Origin of the sequence: Pectinatus frisingensis, from assembly GCF_015732285.1 — a bacterium.
In the GTDB taxonomy this organism is placed as follows: Bacteria; Bacillota; Negativicutes; order Selenomonadales; family Selenomonadaceae; genus Pectinatus; species Pectinatus frisingensis.
In genome coordinates this window covers 89,942-113,773 of record NZ_WIQU01000022.1, presented here as the reverse complement: position 1 = coordinate 113,773, position 23,832 = coordinate 89,942, and the positions used below count along the sequence as shown (strand labels likewise).

Sequence of the window (23,832 nt, the reverse complement as noted above, 5' to 3'; positions counted from 1 at the left end):
TGAATCCGTTACTATTAATATTAATTATTTATCTAACATCAATGATGTATACAGTATATATTCATTAATTGTTATCGTTTATGTTGATTAGATAAATTTAAAAATTTAATCTGATAAAAAATTATAAGGGAGACATTTTCATGGAAAGTAGTTTGAAGAAAAAATTGATTGTTTTAATGGCCTTATTTGCGTGTATACCTTTAATAGTATTATCTATAATAAACAACATTACCGCAATAAATACCATGAAAAAGAATGCACTGCTGTCAGATACACAGTTAAATACCGAAGTGGCTTCCGAAATACAACGTATTCTTGATGTAAATAAGGGTATTAACGAAAGTTTCGCCGTAATACCAGCGCTGCAGTCCATGAACCCGGCAAATATGCAGCAAGCTTTAATAGATATTAATAAAAAACACCCACAGATAGAATTAATTGCCGTTTTAGATACCAGCGGACAACAAATTGCCCGTTCCAGCGGCAAAGTTGGCAATAGAGCCGACCGTGACTATTTTAAAAATGCAATGTTGGGAAAAACTTTTATAACCCCGGTCTACACCTCAGCAACAACAAAATCACTTTGTGTAACTATTTCCACACCGATAAAAAATACAGCCGGCGATATTGTAGGCGTGGTATCATCGGATATTTCCCTGAAAGCTTTATGGGACATTGCAGACAATATTCATTTTGGTACCTCCGGATATGTAGATATTGTTGATGAAACAGGCAACATACTGGCTCATCCTGATAAAAGTGCCATAGAACAAAAAATAAATTTATCTAAAATATCATATGTAGCTGATTTACTCAAAGGAAATTCCGGCAGCACCACTGCCTTATCCTCCGATCAGCAAAACAGTCTGATCACCTATGCTCCTGTAAAAGGTTACAACTGGGGAGTCATTACTTATCAACCTGTATCCGACTTTTATCACACACTTTTTTACAATATAATAATTACGATAATCTTAATTCTGATTTTTACAGCCATAAGTATAATTATAGCTTTCAAAATAGCCGACAGTATCATCAAACCATTAAAAAAATTGATGACCGCAGCACAAAAGACTGCTCAGGGAGATTTACGACAGCAGATACAGATCGAAGGAACTTCAGAAATAAAAGAATTAGGCCATCATTTTAATACAATGTTGTCCAGTCTGAAACAAGTTATCACCGAAACGGCTACTGCCAGTGAAACCGTTTCCGCCGCATCAGAAGAATTATCATCTTCAATAGATTCCGTGGGAACTTTAACCAATAATATCAGAAATACTGTGGATAATACTGTCAACAGTACAAAAGATAAGATGGCTGTGTCAAAAAACTCCATCAACATGGTAACCAATATGGTAGAAAATGTTGAAAAAACAGCTCAATTTGCCGATACTATAGCTAAATCAGTAGAAAATAGTAAAACCATCATTGATACCGGCTCCAAACAGTCAGATGATGTTGTGCGAAAAATTACCGACATACAGGCAGATGTGGACAAAACTACCGAGGTAATAACCGTGTTAGGTGAAAAATCACAACAAATTGAACAAATTGTTGACACAATAACCGGAATTGCAGGACAAACCAATCTCCTGGCATTAAATGCTGCCATAGAAGCCGCCAGAGCCGGTGAACACGGCAGAGGTTTTTCCGTGGTAGCCGAAGAAGTTTCTAAATTAGCCTCACAATCAGAAGAAGCAGCAAAAGAAATAGCCGGTATTGTCAGTGAAGTAAAATCCGATACAGCCAATGCTGTCAGCACCATGGAGAAAAACCGCCATACAGTCCAGACCGGTGTAGAATCAGTGCAAAAAACAGTAACTGTATTTAAAAAGATATATGAAGTAATTGAAGAATTAAACACTCAATTACAAAAAATACTGACTATATCGGAAGAACAAAAAAACAGCAGCAAAAAGGTCAATGATTCTATACAGGAACTGGGACATTTCTTTGAAGATAATATGAAAAATTTGGAAAGCCTGGCAGCTTCCGGAACCTCCCAGGCAAACTCTATGCAGGAAATAAAAACTGCATCTAACTCACTGGCACAGATGGCCGTATCATTAAGTGAAACTATAAATAAATTTTCAATATAATCATCTCAATAATCCGGCACTGGAAAAAGTTTCCTTTTTGCAGTAAAATAGTCTTAAAAAATAAATGTAATGCTAGGGGTGCCCAGCGGCTGAGAGCAATATTGCAACCCTTTACCTGATCTGGATAATACCAGCGGAGGGAAGCGTATCCAAGCAGCGTTTTCCATGAATAGGAAGCGCTGCTTTATTTTATGAATGGAGATTTTTATATGATGGAAATATCGGGAAAATTGACAGTTATTGCAGCCTCACCATCCAGTGTCTTCTCCTTATTGGGATTATTGCTGTTAATCTTGGCATTCTTGTATATCAAAAAACTTAAAATAGATTTAAAAATGCTGATTAATATTGCACTAATGCTTGCCTTGGCCTTTATATTACATCTATTGCGTCTTTATCACATGCCGCAAGGCGGCAGTGTAACTTTGGGTGGTATGATACCGCTTTTACTGATAGCATTTCGCTATGGACCGGGAGGAGGATATTTAGCCGGCTTTGCCTATGGCATGATCAATCTATTACAAGATCCTTTCATCTTACAACCAGTACAAGTATTGTTTGATTACCCACTTCCTTATATGGCACTTGGTCTGGCGGGTTATTTTAAAAATAGGATATACTTAGGTGTGTTGATTGGTATCACTGCCCGTTTCTTATGTCATTTTATATCTGGAGTTGCCTTTTTTGGCAGCTATGCTCCGGCCGGTATGTCACCATACTGGTATTCACTGATTTTTAATGCTTCATATTTATTACCAGAGTTGATCATATGCCTGCTAATTATTCGCGTACTGCCAATAAGACAATTACTGCATAAAATGTAAACCTGGTCAAATATTTCACTGTCATAATGCTGTAGTTTTCGTTATATTACAAAACTGCAGCATTTTCATTCTGCTAATATAAAATATTCATTATGATTAATTGTTATAGCTGCTATGATTAATTGTATTTTTAAGAATAATAGGAATAATTAATCTACGTGTTCTGTATACACTTTTAAAATCAGGCTTTTGTCATGCGTAAAAGTAATATCCAACATAACATTATGGTATTCGACAGTATCGGACAGTGATGCTATTATAAACCTACAGTTAAAGGTAATTATCCAAACAAGTGCACTGAATAAACCTCACAAACCATGGTATAAGAGGAATGTTACTGTATTTTCAGGGGAGGAAGTAAAATGTTTGATGCTAAAACTTTACTGACCGTTGGACAAAATTCGATAATGAGAAAAGTAGTCCAACGTTCCGACACAGCTGCCAGTTATTCAAAAGATCTTAACAGATTTTTGTCAACGACGGCAGTAATTGATATGGCAATCCGGGCATCAATGGAGACGATCGATAAATATCTGCCGGATAATTTTATCAGCATCGGATTCGATATAAAGTTTACTCATACAGCCGCTACCAGTCTTGGTATGACAGTAACTGTCAAAGCCAGTATAGTGGCTATTGAAGGCCATGAAATTGATCTTCATATAGATGTATGGGATGAACAAGGAGAAATTGGCTACGGAACCCATAAAAGAAGCATCGTAAGTAAACAACATTTATATGACCATGCAGATCGCCGGACTCGTTTTCTGGCAAATCAACGCATAGAAGAATCTAAACAGGGGTGATTAATATGATGTTGTCTGATGATATAACAGGAGCATTATCACTAAGCATAATAGATTTTATATTAAGTTTTGTATTCATTGCCGGAATAGGTGGGATATTGTACTTGTTCCCATACATAAATAAATTAGGTGAAGTAAAAGAAAACAAGTACTGACTTATATGAGGAAGTGATTTTATGATTGATTTTGGTGCGCTTATGAACGCCCTGCTGTCCCAGACAGGACTGATATCGATATCACTGGGGAATATAGTAATGATACTCATTGGTGCCGTTATGCTATATCTTGGCATTGGCAAAAAATATGAACCGTTTTTACTGGTGGGAATCGGTCTGGCCTGCATAGTAACAAATATACCTGGTTCGGGATTAGCTGAGCCCGGCGGGTTGTTTTATTACGCTTATAAAGGTGTAGAATTATTAATTCTGCCGCCATTGATTTTCTTGGGTATTGGTGCAATGACCGATTTTGGTCCGATGATTGCCAATCCATCACTAGTCATCTTGGGTGCGGCCGCTCATCTTGGTATCTTTGTTGCATTAATTGGTGCTAAAATATTAGGTTTTTCACTGGCCGAAGCTTGTTCTATCGGTATAATCGGTGGAGCTGATGGGCCAATGGCTATTTATACCACCGTACAACTGGCGCCCCATTTATTGCCGCAGATATCAGTGGCGGCTTATTCATATATGGCCTTAATGCCACTCATTCAACCACCAGTCATGCGCCTTTTAACTACAAAATCAGAACGCCGTATAATCATGAAACAACCGCGTTATGTTTCCCGTTTAGAAAAAATAGTGTTCCCTGTAGTAATCATTATCATTGTTAATTTATTCTTGCCACCGGTTGCACCGCTTATCACCATGTTAATGCTGGGGAATTTAATACGTGAATGTTTATTATTGGATCGTATGGCGGAAACAGTATCCAACTCTTTGCTTAACGTCATAACCTTAACTTTAACCATAGCAATAGGCTCCACAATGAAGGCTGACAACTTTCTTACAGCCCAAACATTAATTATAATAGTATTAGGGTTGGTAGCCTTTGTCTTTGGTACGGCTTCCGGTGTCATCTGCGCCCGCATCATGAATAAAATCAGCGGGGGAAAGATAAATCCATTAATAGGTTCGGCTGGAATAGCATCCGTACCTATTGCTGCACGAGTATCACATAAAGTTGGTCAAGAAGAAAACAGAAATAATTTCCTGATTATGCATGCGATGGGGCCAAATCTTGCCGGTGTATTCGGTACAGCCATTTCTGGTGGTATCATGCTGGCATTATTAGGTCATTAAATTATAAAAAATATCTATTCTAAGCTTCGATTCGGCTGTCAAATAATATATATATACAGCCAAACCGAAGCTTTTTATTTTTCATATATGACTGTAATTAACCAAGCAAAACATATATTTATATACATATTTTACAAGATGATGTAAAATATAAAGTAATCATTTGCATCAGACAAACTCATTATTCTAACATCAAATGTACCGAAAGGGTCATGTTATGAAATACATTGTCATAGATTTAGAAATGAATCCAATAATAAACAAGTTTAAAAAAGAACGTCGTATCTGCAAAAATGAAATCGTTGAAATAGGCGCTGTTCTCATTGATGAAAAATATAATAAAGTAGCCCGATACCAGCAGTACGTAAAACCTGAATATAATGCTATCGGCCGGCGATATGAGGAACTGACGGGTGTAACTAATAAATTAGTTCAAAATGCTCCAGCTTTTAAAGAAGCCATGCAGAATTTCTGCCATTGGCAGGAAAATTGCTGTAACTTGGCCGAACCCATAGCTGTATATGCATGGAGTGAAAATGACCGCCGGCAGCTTGATCAGGAAATGCAGCTCAAACAATTACCTAAGGAAAAGTATTCTGTCCTGCAGTGTTCATGGTATGACTTGCAAAAAGAATATTGCTCAATGCTTGGACTACAACGCATGATAACATTGCATGCTGCCGTTGGTGCCATGGGAGAAGCATTCGTTGGGCGAATGCATGACGCATTATGGGATGCAGAAAACACAGCACGAATCTTTGTATTATCACGCAATGAAACTAAATTCAAACAGATTATGAAGCCTGTCCTCGATGTACTACAACCCAGTCAGCCAATGACCTACTCATTGGGTGATTTATTTGGTGATAAGCTCAAAGGTTTAAAAGTAGAATAAATTTATATCAGAGGTAATTATGGAGATTTTTCAACGCTTTATCGAGTTTTACAAACCGCATAAGCGGTTATTTTTTTATGATTTGATTTGTGCCACTTTAGTTGCAGCTGTGGATTTATCATTTCCACAGCTGCTCTATTTATCAACACATGTTTTATTTGTGAACAATCAGGGTAGAATACTGGAAAGCTGTCTATTAATAGCTGTTACAATGCTTATTTTATATATAATCAGATATTTTTGCCAGCATTATATTACTACCTGGGGACATATAATGGGAGCCCGGATGGAAAGTGAGATGCGCCGCTTATTATTTAAAAAATACCAGGAATTATCATTTTCGTACTATGATAAAAATAATACAGGAGTTATGATGAGCAAATTAGTTTCCGATCTATTTGATATATCAGAACTGGCTCATCATGGTCCGGAAAATATATTTTTAGCATTATTAGAAATAACTGGAGCATTTATACTTATGGCTATAATAAATTTCCAGCTTGCCGGAATCTTATTTATTATAATGATATTGATGCTATTTTTTGGCATAAAACAAAATCGTAAAATGAAAACTATCTTTTTGGATAACCGAAAAAAAATTGCTGATGTCAACTCAGCTCTACAAGACAGTTTAGCTGGAATCCGGGTAGTAAAATCATTTGGCAACGAAAAAATTGAACATGACAAATTCCAACATAGCAATAATGAATTTCTACGCTCTAAAACAGCCAGTTATATGGCAATGGGGCGCTTTGTTGCCGGCGGCGGAATTTTTGTTGGATTAAGTTATATGGCAGTTCTCACTGTAGGTGGTTATTTAATTGCCGTTGGATCCTTACAGCCGGCCGATTTAGCTGTTTTTGCCCTGTATATCGGTATCTTTCTCACCCCTATAAACATGCTGATTAATTTTACAGAACAATTTCAAAAAGGATACACTGGTTTTTGTCGTTTCATTGAAATAATGGATGCCCCGATTACCATAAAAGATAAACTTGATGCCAAGGATTTAAGCCGTGTTAAAGGTGATATTGTTTACGATGATGTATCGTTTTATTACGAAAAAAAACAAAAAATTTTAGAGCATATTAATTTTAAGGTAACTGCTGGTAAAACAATTGCTCTTGTCGGTCCGTCCGGTGGCGGGAAAACGACAATATGCTCACTTCTGCCTCGCTTTTATGATGTAACAGGTGGAGCCATTTATATTGACGGATATGACATACGCGATGTATCATTAACATCTCTGCGCAATAATATTGGTATTGTCCAGCAAGATGTCTATATGTTTAATGGCACAATAAAAACCAATATTGCTTACGGAAAACCCGAGGCTTCCGATGATGAAATAGTCGAAGCGGCAAAACGTGCTAATATACATGATTTCATCATGGGTCTGCCGGATAACTATAACAGCTTAGTCGGTGAACGTGGTACACGATTATCTGGTGGACAAAAACAACGCTTATCAATCGCAAGAGTCTTTTTAAAGAATCCGCAAATTTTGGTATTAGACGAAGCAACCAGTGCTCTTGATAATGAAAGCGAGCGCTATATTCAAAAATCATTAGATCTTTTAGCCAAAAACCGTACTACAATTGTTGTTGCTCACCGTTTAAGCACAATTCAAAACGCCGATGAGATTCTTGTCATTCGTGATCATCAGATTTCAGAGCGCGGTAATCACAACGATTTGATGAATCGCAACGGACTATATGCACGATATTATCGTATGCAGTTTCATAAGAATCTTCACGAAATGAAATAAACCTGTATTATCTGCTTACCGATAATAATTTGTGTTATATGACTATAATATGGTAGAATTCATTTAGACAAATATTATTCAGCTTGGAGCACATCATGAAAAAAAATACAAATTTTTTATTACCTCTATTGATGTTTCTGAGTATATTATCCCTGATTATCATCATAGCAGGCATCGGAAAAATAAGTTATTTAGGTTTACGTGAACTATCTGTCGGACTGCCGACATTCTTTTTAGGCATCTGCATAATAATTTTCACCATATTAATAATCATATTGCTGGATCTTATTTTAATTGTATCTCCCTTAGCCAAATTTAGTTTTGGACATAAGTATATTTATCAGTCTATTAACTTATTATTTCCTTTTATACTTTTATGGGGACGTATTTTAAAAATTTCACGACGCAATATAGAAAAATCTTTTATAACCCTCAATAATACTTTGATGAAATATCGTTCCTTACGTGTACATCCTAATGAACTACTTGTCATATCACCCCATTGCCTCCAACTGGCAGCATGTCAATACAAGATAACCTATGATATCAATAATTGTCATCAATGCGGACGCTGCACAATAGGTGCTATGTTGAAAATGGCACGCGAAATCGGATTTAATTTTGAAGTTGTGACTGGTGGTACTTTAGCAAGAAAATTAGTTAGAGAAATGCATCCCAAGCTTGTTTTGGCAATTGCCTGTGAGCGAGATCTGACAAGCGGCATACAAGATGTATATCCGCTGCCGGCAGTGGGAGTTTTAAACATACGACCTAACGGACCTTGTTTCAACACTACTGTTGATCTTACACAAGTACGTACAATGATTAAAAAATTTATAATAAAAAATGAGGATACCACACAATGAATGCCAGACAAACAGCCTTGCAAATTTTATGTGCCGTATATGATGATGGTGCATATGCCAATATTGCTCTAAATAAATATCTTGTCCGGCACGAACTAAAAGAAACCGACAGACGATTTATCACCGAATTGGTATATGGAACAATCAAGGCTGGTGACACACTTTTATGGATACTGCAGCAATACAGTAAAATACCCATCAAAAAAATACATCCAATTATCAGGTCAATATTACGCATGGGAATTTATCAGCTTGTTTTCATGGATAAAATTCCTGCATCGGCCGCCTGTAATGAATCGGTAAAACTGGCAAAAAAATATGGCCACCCAGGAACAGTTAAATTTGTAAATGCTATTTTACGTGCTATCACACGCAACAGCGATAAATGTGATTTTAATAAAGTATCCAATGACAAAATCTCCTATCTGGCTTTAAAATACTGGCACCCGCGCTGGCTGGTAAAACTTCTCATAAATGAATTTGGTATAGAACAAACTGAAAACTTTTGTCAATTTAATAATACCGATCCACCGCTTTCTTTCAGATGCAATACTTTAAAAAATAATCCGGCTGAATTGCTGGAACAGCTTACGCAGAAAGGTTTTACTTGTCATCAGTCTGCGTTATGTCAGGAAGGGATTATCTGCACAAAACATCCTTCTTTGGTAAATTTAATGGAACTTCAAACAGGCCAGGCTATAATACAAGATGTAAGTTCCATGCTGGTGGCACATGTTCTCGATCCACAGAAAGATGATTTTATCATTGATATGTGCAGTGCACCGGGTGGAAAAACCACTCATATAGCAACATTATTAGAAAATACCGGCACAGTTCTGGCAAATGATATATATGAACACAAAATAAAGTTAATTACAGACAATGCCTCACGGCTTAATCTGCACAATATCAAAACCAATATTGCCGACGCCCGGCTGCTGGGCAATGATTACAAATATACAGCTGACAAAGTGCTGGCGGATGTTCCCTGCTCAGGACTGGGCGTATTGCGCCGTAAAGCTGATGCCCGTTGGAATAAAACAGCCGCCGATATAGAAAAACTACCGCAATTGCAGTATGAAATATTAGAAAGTGCCGCTAAGGCAGTTAAACACGGCGGCATACTTATATACAGTACTTGTACCATACTGAAACGGGAAAATACAGCTGTTATCGAACGCTTTTTAACTGCCCATGATGATTTCAGCATTGATCCAATAGATGCGTTTTTACCACAGCAGCTGCGCGGACGCGGTAATATGCTACAGCTACTTCCACCATACGACGATACTGATGGCTTTTTTATCGCCAGATTAAAACGAATAAAATAATTACTTATTATTTATTGATAAGCTGCACAATAAAAAGAAAGCAGGATAAAATTGACAAAAAATATCTTTGGCCTTGATTTAACAAGTTTGCAGGACGAAGTAAAACAACTTGGTATGCCGGCCTTTCGTGCCGGACAAATCTTAGAATGGCTGTATCAGAAAAATATCTACGATTTTTCTTTGATGACTAATCTGTCATTAAAGCTGCGAGAAGAATTACCAAAAATATTCTCTATTGATTGTGGTAAAATAATTATTCAAAAGAATTCTATTGATAAACAAACCAGCAAATTTTTAGTTGAATTCGCCGATAAAACAGCAGTGGAAACTGTATTAATGCGGCAAAGCTACGGTAATAGCATTTGCATTTCTTCACAGGCCGGCTGTAAATTAGGCTGTGGTTTTTGCGCCTCGACGCTGCATGGTTTTCAGCGTGATTTAACAAGCGGTGAAATGCTGGCACAAGCTATGAAAAGCCAGGCCATTGTTACCAAAGAAGGGCAGCATATAAATAATATTGTAATTATGGGCAGCGGTGAACCACTTCTTAACTATAATAATGTTATCCAGTTCATTCATCTGGTACATGAAAAATATTGCATGAATATCGGTTACCGCAATATTACTATATCCACATCAGGTATAGTTCCCATGATAAAAAAATTAGCTGAAGAAAATTTACCGCTGACATTATCAATATCCTTGCACGCTCCGGATGATGTCCTGCGTTCGCACTTAATGCCAATAAACAATCAATATCCACTACAGTCAGTCATACAGGCCGCTGATTTTTATGCTGAAAAAACAAAACGACGGATTACTTATGAATACATATTGATCGATCATATTAATGACAACTTATTACAAGCCAAACAATTGGTCAATTTATTATCACATAAGCTGGCTAACGTTAACCTTATACCATTAAATTCCGTTGTGGAACGCGGCTTTAGACGTCCATCCTCAAAGCGCATTAAGACTTTTACTGACTTTTTGCAAAATCATCATATAAATGTTACTTTACGTAAAGAAATGGGCACAGACATTGATGCCGCCTGTGGTCAGCTCAGAAATAAACATTTGGATAAAACTAATAAATAACTTTAATTTCGGCATTTTTTTTAATAAAATGATTCAACCCTTTATGTTTACAGTCAATTTGAGGTGAATAATATGCCTAAGCCAATAAATTTTGATACTTTGGAAAAGAATTTACCATTTTTTCATAAAATGTATGATATCGTACGCCTGGTCGATCCAGTAAAAAAACGCGTCCTTGAATACAGCGGTCACAAAGTAAACGAGAGCAACAAGATTTGTTATGCCTATTGGCAAAATGGAAAAATCTGTGATAACTGCATTTCTGTTAGGGCTTTTCATGAAAACCGCACCTATATAAAACTTGAACAAAGCACCAGTATAATAATGTTGGTTACGGCCTTGCCTATTGACAGTGAAGATGGACCGATAATTTTAGAACTATTAAAAAATGCCACTGACAGTATGCTGCTGGGGCATGGCGATTATAATATCGGACAAAAAATGGGACTAATTGTTCATAATCTGACAAATATGATAATAATGGACCACTTAACTAAAGTATATAACCGTCGTTTTGTTGATGATCGCTTACCTGTCGACATTGTCAAAGCTGCTGCACAGCATCAGCTTATATCAATTATTTTTATCGACATAAACAATATGAAACTTATAAACGATACATATGGCCATTTAGCAGGAGATATGACCTTAAAGAGTGTGGCCGATATAATGAAAAAATCTATTCGTGAAGATTTGGATTGGGTTGCCCGTTATGGTGGTGATGAATTTGTTATTTGTCTTACCAATACCGATAATAAAAAAGCCCGGCAAACTGCTGAGAAAATTCGCAAAAATATTCTGGAATTAAACATTCCTGTACAAAATAATCACGTTGCTATTTCTTATGGCATACAAACAACATCACATTCATCACTTACTGCTGAGGAAATACTTCGTTCAGCTGATAAAAGAATGTATGCAGCAAAAAATTTGACCAAATCTTCTCCTCCTCCTTTTATTACTTCTAATTAAACTATTTATTATTTACAACTTGACAAACACTATCAGCTGATTTAAAATAAATTTTTAGACGATTATAATATAATATATGTTAATACATTTGATGACGAGAAAGAGTATGTATTGAATTATTTTACAGAGAACCGAAGCAGGGCTGAAATTCGGTAAATAATGGTATACAGAAAATCATCTCTGAGAAGCGACACCGAATTAAGTAAGTGAAGACGTTAGTTCTGCGTTATAAGAAACGCGTATGTTAGTACGTTGTGAGTGTATTTACCAGTAATGATAAATAATTTTGGGTGGTATCGCGGAAAACTCCGTCCCTTTGTAGGGATGGAGTTTTTTTTATTATATTTAGGAGGCATTCTTATGGAAAAATGTAAAAAAATCAGTTTATTTCTCTCAGGTAATACTTCAATTATAATTATATGTATTGCTATTTTCACTTTCTTTTTCCCCAGCACATTTAAATGGGTCAGAGGAAATACGCAATTATTCATTCTATTCATGATAATGTTTACTATGGGATTGACAATGACTATCCAAGAATTTAAAAAACTGGCCAAAAATCCAACTGATGTATGCATAGGAGCTGTTGCTCACTATACAATCATGCCGCTGCTGGCATTTTCTGTGACTAAAATTTTTCATTTACCTGACCCCATTGCATTAGGATTGATTCTTGTTGGCTGCTGTCCCAGCGGACTGGCTTCAGACATAATGGCCTTTCTTTGTCATGGTGATGTACCATTTGCTGTAGGTACGACAACAATTTCCACCTTATTTTCTCCGTTTTTGACACCTATACTTGTACTATATTTGGCCGGAGCCATTGTAAATATCCCTGCTCAAGCAATGTTCATTACAATTATTGAAACCGTCATTTTCCCCGTTATATTAGGCCTGATAATTAATTATTTTTATCAGCACAATTCTAAATTTCATGCTGTGCAAAAAATGATGCCTGGTATTTCTGTTATTGGTTTTGCATTTATTGTAGGTGGTGTAGTCGCACTACAAGGTTCAAATTTTTTCGTATCCGGACTTATAATTCTTGGTGCCGTTATACTTCACAACTGCGGTGGCTATGCCTTGGGATATATTGTTGGACATGCCGTACATATGAACACCGCCAAAAAACGTACAATCACATTGGAAGTGGGAATGCAAAATGCCGGTCTTGCCACCGGTCTGGCTATGGCACATTTTGCTGCTATCCCCGAAGCCGCATTAGTCGCCGCTGTAGCTTGTGTATGGCATTCAATATCAGGCACTTTATTAGCCGATTATTTTGCTAAAAAAGACGCAAAAAGCACCGTTGACAACACTATTATTGCCGGACAAATATCAAAATAAAACTTAAATTATTAAACCACCATATGTGCCATTGGGTATACGGTGGTTTAATAATTTAACATGAATAAAAGGTCTCATATTTCCTGGCTGTATTTGCATGACTAACAAGATTAAAGATATTTATCTGTCAATATGCCAATATTTCGATCTTGTATTGATTTATTTCCATGTTTTGTCTTTATTCAATACTGGTAGTTTCAGATTTTAAAATTAGGCTGTATCCTTGCCCGGTGCACTAATCAAAACAAGCCGGTTATACTGAGCTGACTCAGTATAACCGGCTTGTTTTGATTGTCCGAAAATTATTTATAATTATTAGCACGAACCTGAAAAAAAGACTGTGGATGATCACATACAGGACAAACCTGCGGAGCGTTTTTTGCTTCACAAATATAACCACAATTTGCACACATCCAAATTACTTTTTCATTCTTTTTGAAAACCTTATCTTCCTTTACATTACTTAAAAGAAGTTGATATCTTTCATCATGTGTCTTTTCGATACTGGCAACGAATTCGAATAATTTGGCAATCTTTTCAAATCCTTCTTCATGGGCTGTCTTAGCAAATCCAGGATACATGCTTGTCCATTCATAATTTTCTCCGGCAGCCGCATCCTTCAGATTTTCTGCCGTATCACCAATACCATGGACAAGTTTGAACCAGATTTTAGCATGTGCTTTTTCATTGTCAGCTGTTTCTGTAAAAATCTGAGATATTTGATGATATCCATCTTTTTGGGCTTTAGAAGCATAGAAAGTATATTTATTGCGAGCCTGTGATTCACCTGCAAATGCAGCCAGTAAATTTTTTTCTGTTTGTGATCCTTTTAATTCCATTTAAATCTCTCCTGTCATAAAATTTTAATAAATGTGGAAAACAATTATCAATGAATATTATATATCATTACATAAATTTGTCAATGCTGCAACTATATTTGCCAGCTCTGTCTTTACATTCCCATATTCAGCGATCATATTTATGACAAAGCTGTGCTAAAAATGAAGCTCTTTCAACTGTAAGCTGATTTTTTTCCAGCTGCCATGCCCAATTTTTATTCAATGTACCTGGTGTATTCATTCTGGCCGACGAATCAAGACCAAGTACATCTTGAAGTGGTAATATAGCAAGCCGGGCCGCACTTGCATAGGCATATTCCATTAATTTGCAGCATATTTTTTTATCATCTGGTCGATAAAGTTTTAAATATTCCGCTAAAACCGCTTTTTGCTCTGGTGAAAGAGTGTTTTTCAGCCAGCCCAGTGTCGTATCATTATCATGCGTACCTGTATAGATAACTGTATTTTCACTGCAGCTAAAGCCTATATTTTTCCGACCATCAGGACATAACTCAAATTGCAGCACTTTCATGCCAGGAAAGCCACATTCATTTTTTAATTTTTCTACATCAGTAGTTATAATACCAAGATCTTCGGCAATAATCGGGATATTACCTAATCGCTTTTTTATCGCCTCAAAAAACGACCTGCCAGGCCCCTTTATCCATTTACCGGTCTTTGCTGTAACAGCTTTACCATCAATTGCCCAATAAGCTGCAAACCCGCGAAAGTGATCTATTCTCACGGCATCGACTAGTTGTTCTAATGTATAAAAACGCTGTCCCCACCATGCATAACCGTCATCTGCCATTATATCCCAACGATAATGCGGATTACCCCATAACTGCCCATTTATGCTGAAGTAATCCGGAGGTACACCAGCAATTGTTGCCGCCGTTCCATCAATATTAAGATTAAACAAATCCTGATGTGCCCAGACATCTGCGCAATCATGTGAAGGAAATATCGGCAGGTCACCAATTATTTTTATGCCCCGTACATTAGCATAATGTTTTAATTGAAGCCATTGCTTAAAAAATAAATATTGAATAAATTTAATGTAATTTATCTCACTGATATGTACTTCAAATGCTTGCTGTACGGCAATTGTATTATATTGCTTTATATCATCCGGCCACTTTATCCATGCGGTATTTTTATAATATTTTTTTAAAGCACTGTATAATGCATAATCATCCAGCCAATATTTTTGTTCATCACAAAATTGCTCATATGCAGGAGTTGGTGAAAAGTTTTTAAAAGCCTGCCGCAATAACTTTTCTTTCGCCATTTTAGTGATACTGATATCCCTGTTTTCTACAGTAAATACCGCATTGATATCAAAATTAGTCAATAACCCCTCAACAACCAATTTATCAAGTGAGATCAACAGTGGATTGCCGGCAAAAACAGAAGATGTTTGGTATGGTGATTCACCATACCCAGTCGGGTTAAGCGGCAGAATCTGCCAATATTCTTGCCCGGCAGACTGCAACCAGTCAACAAACTCATATGCCGACTGTCCAAAATCACCTATACCATAGGGTGTGTACAGTGAAGTAGGATGTAATAAGATACCACAGGAATGCCGGTATTTATCAGTGATATGTATTTGCCGCAATACATTTCCTGACAATTTTCCCACATCCATTGAAAGAACATTATTATTCAGCACAACTTTATTTTCGGGTTCCAGCATATTTTCCAGTCTATCGTAACACAGTCCATTTAAATCCAATTGTATAGGAACAATTTCATTACTGCGGTTTATTATAATAACAAAAATATCATCAGCACATGGCTGCCCAAAAACATCCTGCTTATCTCGAATACGGCGAGCATAGGCCAATATATCCTCTGAAACATGTAAAAACAGCAGTTCACCGGCCTGCAGCGCAGGGTAATTATTGCGTAATTTAATCAATTGTTCCAACCATTTTTGCATAATACGATCCGGGTTATCCCAATCATACGGAGCCCGGTTATGCGGATCACGAAATCCCTGCATGCCTATTTCATCACCGTAATAAATTGACGGTACACCAGGAAAAGTAAATTGCCACAAAGCAGCCAGCATACTTCTTTGCTGTCCCAGTTTATAATGTTCGGCATCCAATCTATAATGTGCCTGCGCCATAGCAGTCATATTATCTGCTGATGGTGCTTCCCCCAAAATAGTTATAATACGTTCTACATCATGGCTGCCAAGCAAATTCATCATAGCATAATAATTTTGTATGGGATAATTTTCTTTTTGACTGTTTAAAAGTGTTTCTGTCTTTTGCACTGAAATACGGTTGAGCAAAAATTCAATAACAATCGTACGAAATGGATAATTCATTGCTGCATCCATATCATAACCGCAAAGATATTCTCTGGATACGTCATAACTGATTTTATTGGAAGCATCTTCCCAGACCTCGCCAATAACTACGGCATCTGCATCAATTTTTTTTACTGTAGCATATAAACTACGGGAAAACTGCTGCGGCAGCTCATCAATTACATCAAGACGCCAGCCACTGGCTCCATTTTCCATCCAATGTCTTATTACGCCGTTTTTTTCATTCAATATAAAATCCATATATGACGGTGTGGTTTCCGTGACATTTGGAAGTGTTTCAAAACCCCACCAACTATCATATTTATCTGGATAATCAGTAAATCTATACCACCCATAATAAGGTGAGTATTTTGATTGAAAAGCACCAAGTGAATGATAATTACCCTCACGATTAAAGTAAATACTATCGCTGCCCGTATGGCTGAATACTCCATCAAGTATTATTTTTATATTATTATCCTGTGCCGCTGCACATAAAACCTTAAAATCCTCATTTGTTCCCAATGTAGGATCAATTTTATGGTAATTACCCGTGTCATAATGATGATTGCTGGAAGATTCAAAAACAGGATTCAAATATATTACTGAAATACCCAATTTTTGCAAATAAGGGAGTTTGTCTATTATTCCCTTCAAGTTCCCGCCAAAAAAATCATAGGAAATAATTTTCCCATTGTCAGCGTCTTTATAATAACATGGTACATCATGCCAGTCAGCATGATATACTGCATTTTTTCTGGCAATAAGTGTATTGCCGTGCCGATAAAATCTGTCGGGAAAAATTTGATAAATTATCGAATGCCTAAACCATGCCGGTGTTCCTGCATCACACTGATATACAGTTACCTGAAAAGAAGGCGGCTGTTGCCTGTAAAGCTGCCCAATGCCGCCCATATTTTCTTGATTATTACCATAATACAGTATTTTATCTTGTGTCGTTATCACAAAATAATACCAGATGAGACATCCCCTGTCAGGCGCGGTAATTTCCACAAAATAATGATTACTGTCCCGTGGTGTTTGCTTAAGAGGAATCAGCTGTTCCCCCTCTTTATTCCGCCATAATCTTAAAACAACGCTGACGGGTGGTTCTTCCGTTACAACATCTACCGCCAGATAAATAGTCTTGTCTGTCGGACAGGCTCCCAGAGGCAGGCGATAATAGGGGCTGTGCGAATCATGCCATACTAAATTTTTTTCTGACAAGTAATCACCATCTTATATACATTATTGACCAACAATGTTGCGGAACGATTTTAATGAACTGATTTTCATACTATATCAGCTGACAGGAACCGTTAAGAATTTTCAACTGACAGTGCCTGATATATTCTTACATACTGCTTAGCAGAATTTGCCCAACTGAAATCGGCTGTCATCCCGTTAGCTATTATGCGGCGCCGTAAAGTGATATCACCATATTTTTCCAGCGCCCGTTTTATAGAAAACAAAAGTTCATGGGCATTATAATTTTTGAAGACAAATCCATTACCGGTGTTTTTATAGCTATTATAAGGGATAACTGTATCACGCAGCCCCCCCACTGAATGTACAATTGGTATACTGCCATACCGCAAGGCAATCATCTGCCCAATGCCGCAGGGTTCATAGCGTGACGGCATTAAAAAAAACGAAGAAGCAGCATATATTTGATGCGCCAGTTGATTATCAAAAGTAGTAGTGATAGATACCTTTTTGGGAAATCTCCATTGCAGTCCATGAAACCACTCTTCATATTTATAATCACCGGTTCCCAATAAAATAAACTGAACATTTTCATACTGCAGCAACTCATCCATTATCCGCATTAGTAGGTCCATTCCCTTTGCCTCAACCAAACGGGAAACAAAAGCGATAATCGGTGTCCGCCGGTTTATCGGCAGACCTAACCTTTTTTGCAGTAATACTCTGTTGGCCATCTTTCTTTCCAGCACATTATTGATATTGTACGGTGCATATATATATTCATCAGTTACCGGATTATATTCCTCGTAATCTATTCCATTGACAATACCGGTGAGCGTATCGCTGCGGCTGCGCAAAATACCGTCCATTTGTTCACCGAAATAGGCATTTTGTATCTCCTTTGCATATGATTTGCTCACTGTTGTCAACTCATCAGAATAAATCAATCCTCCCTTCATAAAATTAATAGCATCGTAAAATTCCAAATCACCATTGGAAAAATATTTGTAGTCTAATCCCAGGACGTCTTCTAGCATATACGCCGGAAAAATCCCCTGATATTTCAAATTATGAATCGTAAAAACAGTCCTTATATTTTTATATAGCTCATCATTTATATAATTTAATTTTAAAAATACACTGATGAGGCCTGTCTGCCAGTCATTCAAATGTATTACATCCGGCCAAAAATCAATAACGGGCAATACTGCCAACACAGCCCGGCAAAAAAAAGTGAACCGTTCAGCATCATCATCATAACCATAACACTGCCCGCGCTTAAAATAATACTCATTATCAATAAAATAGAAAGTAATACCATTATGCTTTAGCTTTTCTATACCAAGGTATTTTTCCCGCCATGCAACATTGATACTGCCATCGTATATATGTTTCATCTTACTGCTGTATTGATCAGGAATTATATCATATTTAGGCAGTATAACACGAACATCAATGTTCTGCTTTTTTAATTCTTTCGGAAGCGAACCAGCCACGTCACCCAATCCACCTGTTTTTACAAACGGTGCTGCCTCCGATGCAACATAAAGAAGTTTCAGCATGATAAAGAGCCTCCTTTAATATTAGGTTGGTGCATTTTATATAACCGAGCCTTTAATTTAGCTATTTTCCGTTTAGGAACGCCATGCGGTTTTTTTACTTTTTCCCGCTGCGGTTTATCACCTGTCTCATATCTCATCGTCAGATTTTTCCGGCTTATGAATTCTTCATAGTCAATTTCATTCAAATGAAGATAAACAGCTGCTAAAGGAGGAATTGTCAAAACAAGTGATTTATCAAAACCGTTCCATGCTGTATTATCAGTCACGATTTTCTGGCTGTTCATTATTCCCGATCCGCCGAAATCAACACAATCACTGTTGAATATCTCTTCATAGACTCCTGCGACAGGCACACCGACACGATAATTATATCTGACTTCTGGCGTAAAATTACAAATGACAAATATAAAATCGTTGCAATCCCGTGACTTCCGCATGAATGCAACAATACTGTTTTTACTGTCATCACAATTAAGCCATAAAAAACCATTCCAATCAAAATCGACCTGCCATAATGCCGGTGATTGTGTGTAAAGTTTATTCAAACTCTGTGAATAATGCAACATTTTTTTATGCATTGGATATTTTTCAGTCAGATGCCAATCGAGACTGTCATTATAATTCCATTCAATGAACTGACCAAATTCACCGCCCATGAACAACAATTTTTTCCCGGGATGGGCAATCCAATAAGCAAAAAACACACGCAATCCGGCAAATTTCTGCCAATAATCTCCCGGCATTTTCTCTATCAAGGAACATTTTCCATGCACTACCTCATCATGCGACAACGGTAGAACAAAATTTTCCGAAAAAGCGTACATCAAAGAAAATGTAATTTTAGAATGATGCCACTTTCGATATAAAGGGTCGAGACTGACATAAGCGAGAATATCATTCATCCACCCCATATTCCACTTATAATTAAATCCCATTCCTCCCATATAGACAGGTTTACTAACCAGCGGCCACGAAGTAGATTCTTCAGCGATCATTAAAGCATCAGGATAATATTTAAAAACTGTTTGATTAAGTTTTTTAACAAAATCTATTGCCTCAAGGTTACCATTACTGCCATATTTATTAGGGAACCATTCCCCATCCTGTCGCTCATAATCAAGATACAGCATATTAGCGACAGCGTCTATCCTAAGTCCGTCAATATGATATTCAGTAAACCAAAACAATGCATTAGAAATTAAAAAACTCTGCACTTCAGTTCGTCCATAATCGAAATTAGTAGTACCCCACTGACGATTTTCACTGCGCTGTGTATTATCAGATTCATATAGATTACGTCCATCAAAATTTTTAAGGCCATGTGCATCATTGCAAAAATGACCCGGTGCCCAATCCATTATTATGCCAATGCCATTTTGATGTGCCGTATCTATTAGGAATCTCAGATCATCAGGTGTTCCGAAGCGGCTGGTAGCCGCATAATAACCAGTTGCCTGATATCCCCATGACCCATCAAAAGGATGTTCATATAATGGTAAAAATTCAATATGTGTGTAATGCATGTTTTTTACGTAATCAATCAAACTAATCGCTGCATCACGATAGGAAATGTAATTGCCATCCAACGTCCGCCGCCATGAACCCAGGTGTACTTCATAAATAAGCATTGGAGCATCATAAGAAGGGTTCACCGGCTTATCTTTCTCCCACTTTGCATCCTGCCATTGGTATTTGTCCATATCATATAAGCGTGAAGCCGTGTGAGGTGATTTTTCGGCATAAAAGGCATAGGGATCAGCTTTATACAATACTTCGGCTTCGGTATCAGGCACAATAGCATATTTATATATACTATCATCCGGCAGGTCAGGAATAAACGTATACCAAATTTCACCGTCTTCTAATTTTTCCATGGGATTAGCTGACTTATCCCAATTATTAAAATCACCGATGACACTAACTGTTGCCGCATGCGGAGCCCACACCGCAAATCGGACACCGGGAATATTATTTTGCTGCGTAAAATGAGCTCCAAATAATCCATATGAATAATAATTTGCCCCTTGATGATATAAATAAATGTCATATGGTTTTAATTCTGAAATTATCATATTCTATTCCTGCCTCCTTGTTAATAAGATTTATTGTGCAGGCAACTTTATAGGCTGTACATCCCAAATGTCCCTGGCATATTCCATTATTGTTCTATCACTGGAAAAAATACCTGAATGGGCGATATTCATTAAACTGGACTCAAGCCACCCTTTCGTATCACGGTATTTTTCATCAATTGTTTTATGGGCATTGCAATATGCCGGAAAATCCTTAAACACAAAATATTCATCATTACTGTTAAATAGATAATTATAAATGTCACGAAAACTGCCATTATCAGTAAATTTTCCCGCCAATAATTGATCAATTACTGTACGTATAGCCGGAGTATGGTTATATTCCTCCCAAGCCGAATAGCGGCCATTTTTATAATAAGACAGTATTTCATCCGCATTAAGGCCAAAAATAACACAATTATCAGCACCAACGGCATCGAGTATCTCTACATTAGCTCCATCAAGTGTTCCTAAGGTAATTGCACCATTCATCATAAACTTCATATTGCTTGTACCAGATGCCTCCTTACCGGCTGTAGAAATTTGTTCGCTTACATCAGCTGCCGGAAATAATTTTTCAGCTAAAGATATGCCATAGTTTTCCAAAAAAATTATTTTCAGCTTTTGGTTAGTTCGTTCATCCGCATTGACTATTTCAGCAACGGTATTAATAAGTCTGATTGTCTCCTTAGCTATATGGTAACCGGGAGCTGCCTTCCCGCCAAAAATGAACGTATGAGGAAATACATCCATCTTCGGATTATCACATAATTGATTATATATGTACATTAAATGAAAAATATTCATTATCTGCCGTTTATAAGAATGAATCCTTTTTATTTGAATGTCATATATAGAAAAAGGATCTATAGCAATGTCATACTTATTTTTTATGAAGGCAGCCAGCCTGCTTTTATGCAACTGTTTAATCTGCTGTAATTTATCCAGTGCTGCCATATCATTTTTAAACTCGAGTAACTTAATCAACTGGCTGGGATGAGTCTTCCATTCCGGTGTTATTAATTCATCAATCAACGCTGTCAATTCCGGATTAGCTGCCATAAGCCAACGGCGATGTGTAATGCCATTAGTCTTATTATTAAATTTATGCGGATAATAATCGCTAAATTGTTTCATACTGTAATTTTTTAATATATCAGAATGAATCTTGGCCACGCCATTCACACTATGGCTGCCAACTATTGCCAATCGGGCCATATGAACCAATCCATCTTGTAAAATAGAGTACTTAAACAGCATGTTATCTATATTAGGATAACGCTGGCGGACATCCTGCAAAAACCGTCGGTTGATCTCTTCAATAATCATATAAATACGTGGCAGCAATGGTCTGAACATATCAATTGACCACGTTTCCAACGCTTCCGGCATAATTGTGTGATTTGTATATGACATTGTCCTGACCGTTATATCCCAGGCACTTTCCCATGGTATATTTTCATCATCAACCAGTATACGCATCAATTCAGCAATAGCCATAGCCGGATGAGTATCATTTATATGTATGGCAACTTTCTGCGAGAACATGGTTATAGGCAAATGTAATTTTTTATAGGAACGAATAATGCTCTGCACTCCCGCAGAAACCAAAAAATACTCTTGAGTAAGCCGCAGCAATTTGCCTTCGTTAGAACTGTCATCAGGATACAGACAGCTGGCTATTGCTTTAAGCTGATACTGGAATTTTAATTTTTCCTGCAGCTGTTCATGTGTAAGAGCACCGCTTTCCGAAAAGTTTTGACTGAATTCCGCGTTCCATAAACGCAGCGCATTGACAACATCATTATGATAGCCGACAATCGGAACATCATAAGGTACTGCTGATACTACAGTATATTTTTCATGAACCAGCTTTAAACTGCCGTCCGGCATATTCTTCATATATGCATTGCCGCCAAAATGGATATCTATTTCTTTTTCCGCCTTACGATATTCCCAGGCAAAACCGTTTTTTAGCCAATTATCAGGAATTTCAACCTGATTTCTATTGATTATCCGTTGTTCAAACAAACCATACTGATAACGGATACTGCAGCCGTGACCTGCTATTCCCAAAGATGCCATGGAGTCAATAAAACATGCCGCTAAACGACCGAGACCACCATTGCCTAATCCGGCGTCCGGTTCTTCTTCAAACAATTCATTGAGATCAATCCCAAGGTCCTTCATCGCTGAATAGCATATATCACCGATGTCAAGATTCATTATATTACAATTCAGCAAACGTCCTAAAAGAAATTCAATAGAAAAATAGTATACTTGTTTTTCCTGATGTTCTGTATAATATCTATTGCTTTTTATCCAATTTTCACTTATATACTGACGGATAGTATTTACTAATGCCTGATATAAATTAACCTTAGGCAGCTCTTTTATATCACGTCCGAACAATATTGTGGCCGTTTGTAAAAACAAATGCTCAAATTGATTTTTTTCTTCTAATGCCTTATTTGGCAACATATCATTAACACCTCTCGTATAGGATTATTATTATTA

17 protein-coding genes, 1 riboswitch and 1 other annotated feature are annotated in these 23,832 nt (G+C 37.0%); of the genes, 12 read left to right on the top strand and 5 right to left on the bottom strand.

Features of this window, described 5'->3' with window-relative positions:
* Positions 1-140: 140 nt before the first annotated feature.
* The 12 genes from I6751_RS03500 to I6751_RS03445 all read left to right on the top strand — a co-directional run bounded on the left by I6751_RS03500 (position 141) and on the right by I6751_RS03445 (position 13,313).
* The gene (locus I6751_RS03500) at positions 141-2,102 is read left to right on the top strand and encodes a methyl-accepting chemotaxis protein (protein ID WP_196591724.1); all 1,962 of its coding nucleotides are present in this window, start codon (positions 141-143) and stop codon (positions 2,100-2,102) included.
* Between the two features lie 64 nt (positions 2,103-2,166).
* Positions 2,167-2,261: riboswitch (TPP riboswitch) on the top strand.
* A gap of 50 nt (positions 2,262-2,311) precedes the next feature.
* Entirely contained in the window at positions 2,312-2,926 is a 615-nt protein-coding gene (gene thiT / locus I6751_RS03495; protein WP_414153184.1) for an energy-coupled thiamine transporter ThiT, read from the top strand.
* Positions 2,927-3,288: 362 nt separating this feature from the next.
* Complete coding sequence (locus tag I6751_RS03490; protein ID WP_182188313.1) at positions 3,289-3,732, top strand: thioesterase family protein; 444 nt, start codon at positions 3,289-3,291, stop codon at positions 3,730-3,732.
* Positions 3,733-3,737: 5 nt separating this feature from the next.
* Positions 3,738-3,887, top strand: coding sequence for a hypothetical protein (locus tag I6751_RS03485; RefSeq protein WP_196591723.1), 150 nt, complete (start codon positions 3,738-3,740; stop codon positions 3,885-3,887).
* Positions 3,888-3,908: 21 nt separating this feature from the next.
* Positions 3,909-5,033, top strand: a complete 1,125-nt coding sequence (locus I6751_RS03480; RefSeq protein ID WP_231037951.1) for a sodium ion-translocating decarboxylase subunit beta — start codon at positions 3,909-3,911, stop codon at positions 5,031-5,033.
* Positions 5,034-5,250: 217 nt separating this feature from the next.
* The gene (locus I6751_RS03475; RefSeq protein ID WP_182188310.1) at positions 5,251-5,928 is read left to right on the top strand and encodes a 3'-5' exonuclease; all 678 of its coding nucleotides are present in this window, start codon (positions 5,251-5,253) and stop codon (positions 5,926-5,928) included.
* Positions 5,929-5,947: 19 nt separating this feature from the next.
* Positions 5,948-7,696 carry an ABC transporter ATP-binding protein gene (locus I6751_RS03470; protein ID WP_196591722.1) on the top strand — a complete coding sequence of 583 codons (1,749 nt, stop codon included), beginning with the start codon at positions 5,948-5,950 and terminating at the stop codon, positions 7,694-7,696.
* A 95-nt stretch (positions 7,697-7,791) separates the two neighbouring features.
* Positions 7,792-8,562 (top strand): DUF116 domain-containing protein, encoded by a 771-nt coding sequence (locus I6751_RS03465; protein WP_196591721.1) that lies wholly within the window; start codon positions 7,792-7,794, stop codon positions 8,560-8,562.
* Positions 8,559-9,893, top strand: coding sequence for a 16S rRNA (cytosine(967)-C(5))-methyltransferase RsmB (rsmB, locus tag I6751_RS03460; protein ID WP_196591720.1), 1,335 nt, complete (start codon positions 8,559-8,561; stop codon positions 9,891-9,893). The genes I6751_RS03465 and rsmB overlap by 4 nt, the downstream gene beginning before the upstream one ends.
* A gap of 51 nt (positions 9,894-9,944) precedes the next feature.
* Positions 9,945-10,994 (top strand): dual-specificity RNA methyltransferase RlmN, encoded by a 1,050-nt coding sequence (gene rlmN / locus I6751_RS03455; RefSeq protein ID WP_196591719.1) that lies wholly within the window; start codon positions 9,945-9,947, stop codon positions 10,992-10,994.
* A 72-nt stretch (positions 10,995-11,066) separates the two neighbouring features.
* The gene (locus I6751_RS03450) at positions 11,067-11,966 is read left to right on the top strand and encodes a GGDEF domain-containing protein (RefSeq protein ID WP_182188305.1); all 900 of its coding nucleotides are present in this window, start codon (positions 11,067-11,069) and stop codon (positions 11,964-11,966) included.
* An 82-nt stretch (positions 11,967-12,048) separates the two neighbouring features.
* Positions 12,049-12,285 (top strand) — a binding site (T-box leader).
* Between the two features lie 41 nt (positions 12,286-12,326).
* Positions 12,327-13,313 carry a bile acid:sodium symporter family protein gene (locus I6751_RS03445; protein WP_196591718.1) on the top strand — a complete coding sequence of 329 codons (987 nt, stop codon included), beginning with the start codon at positions 12,327-12,329 and terminating at the stop codon, positions 13,311-13,313.
* 302 nt (positions 13,314-13,615) lie between these two features.
* Here I6751_RS03445 and rbr read toward each other — a convergent pair whose 3' ends face one another.
* The 5 genes from rbr to I6751_RS03420 form a co-directional block, all read right to left on the bottom strand.
* Positions 13,616-14,152, bottom strand: a complete 537-nt coding sequence (gene rbr, locus I6751_RS03440) for a rubrerythrin (RefSeq protein ID WP_196591717.1) — start codon at positions 14,150-14,152, stop codon at positions 13,616-13,618.
* A 127-nt stretch (positions 14,153-14,279) separates the two neighbouring features.
* Positions 14,280-17,702 (bottom strand): 4-alpha-glucanotransferase, encoded by a 3,423-nt coding sequence (gene malQ, locus I6751_RS03435; RefSeq protein ID WP_196591716.1) that lies wholly within the window; start codon positions 17,700-17,702, stop codon positions 14,280-14,282.
* A 92-nt stretch (positions 17,703-17,794) separates the two neighbouring features.
* Complete coding sequence (gene glgA / locus I6751_RS03430) at positions 17,795-19,243, bottom strand: glycogen synthase GlgA (protein ID WP_196598987.1); 1,449 nt, start codon at positions 19,241-19,243, stop codon at positions 17,795-17,797.
* Positions 19,237-21,315: a 1,4-alpha-glucan branching protein GlgB gene (glgB, locus tag I6751_RS03425; protein ID WP_196591714.1), complete on the bottom strand. Its 2,079-nt coding sequence runs from the start codon at positions 21,313-21,315 to the stop codon at positions 19,237-19,239. The genes glgA and glgB overlap by 7 nt, the downstream gene beginning before the upstream one ends.
* A 30-nt stretch (positions 21,316-21,345) precedes the next feature.
* A complete protein-coding gene (locus I6751_RS03420) occupies positions 21,346-23,796 on the bottom strand; it encodes a glycogen/starch/alpha-glucan phosphorylase (RefSeq protein WP_196598986.1) in 2,451 nt (816 codons plus the stop codon).
* Positions 23,797-23,832 lie beyond the last annotated feature (36 nt).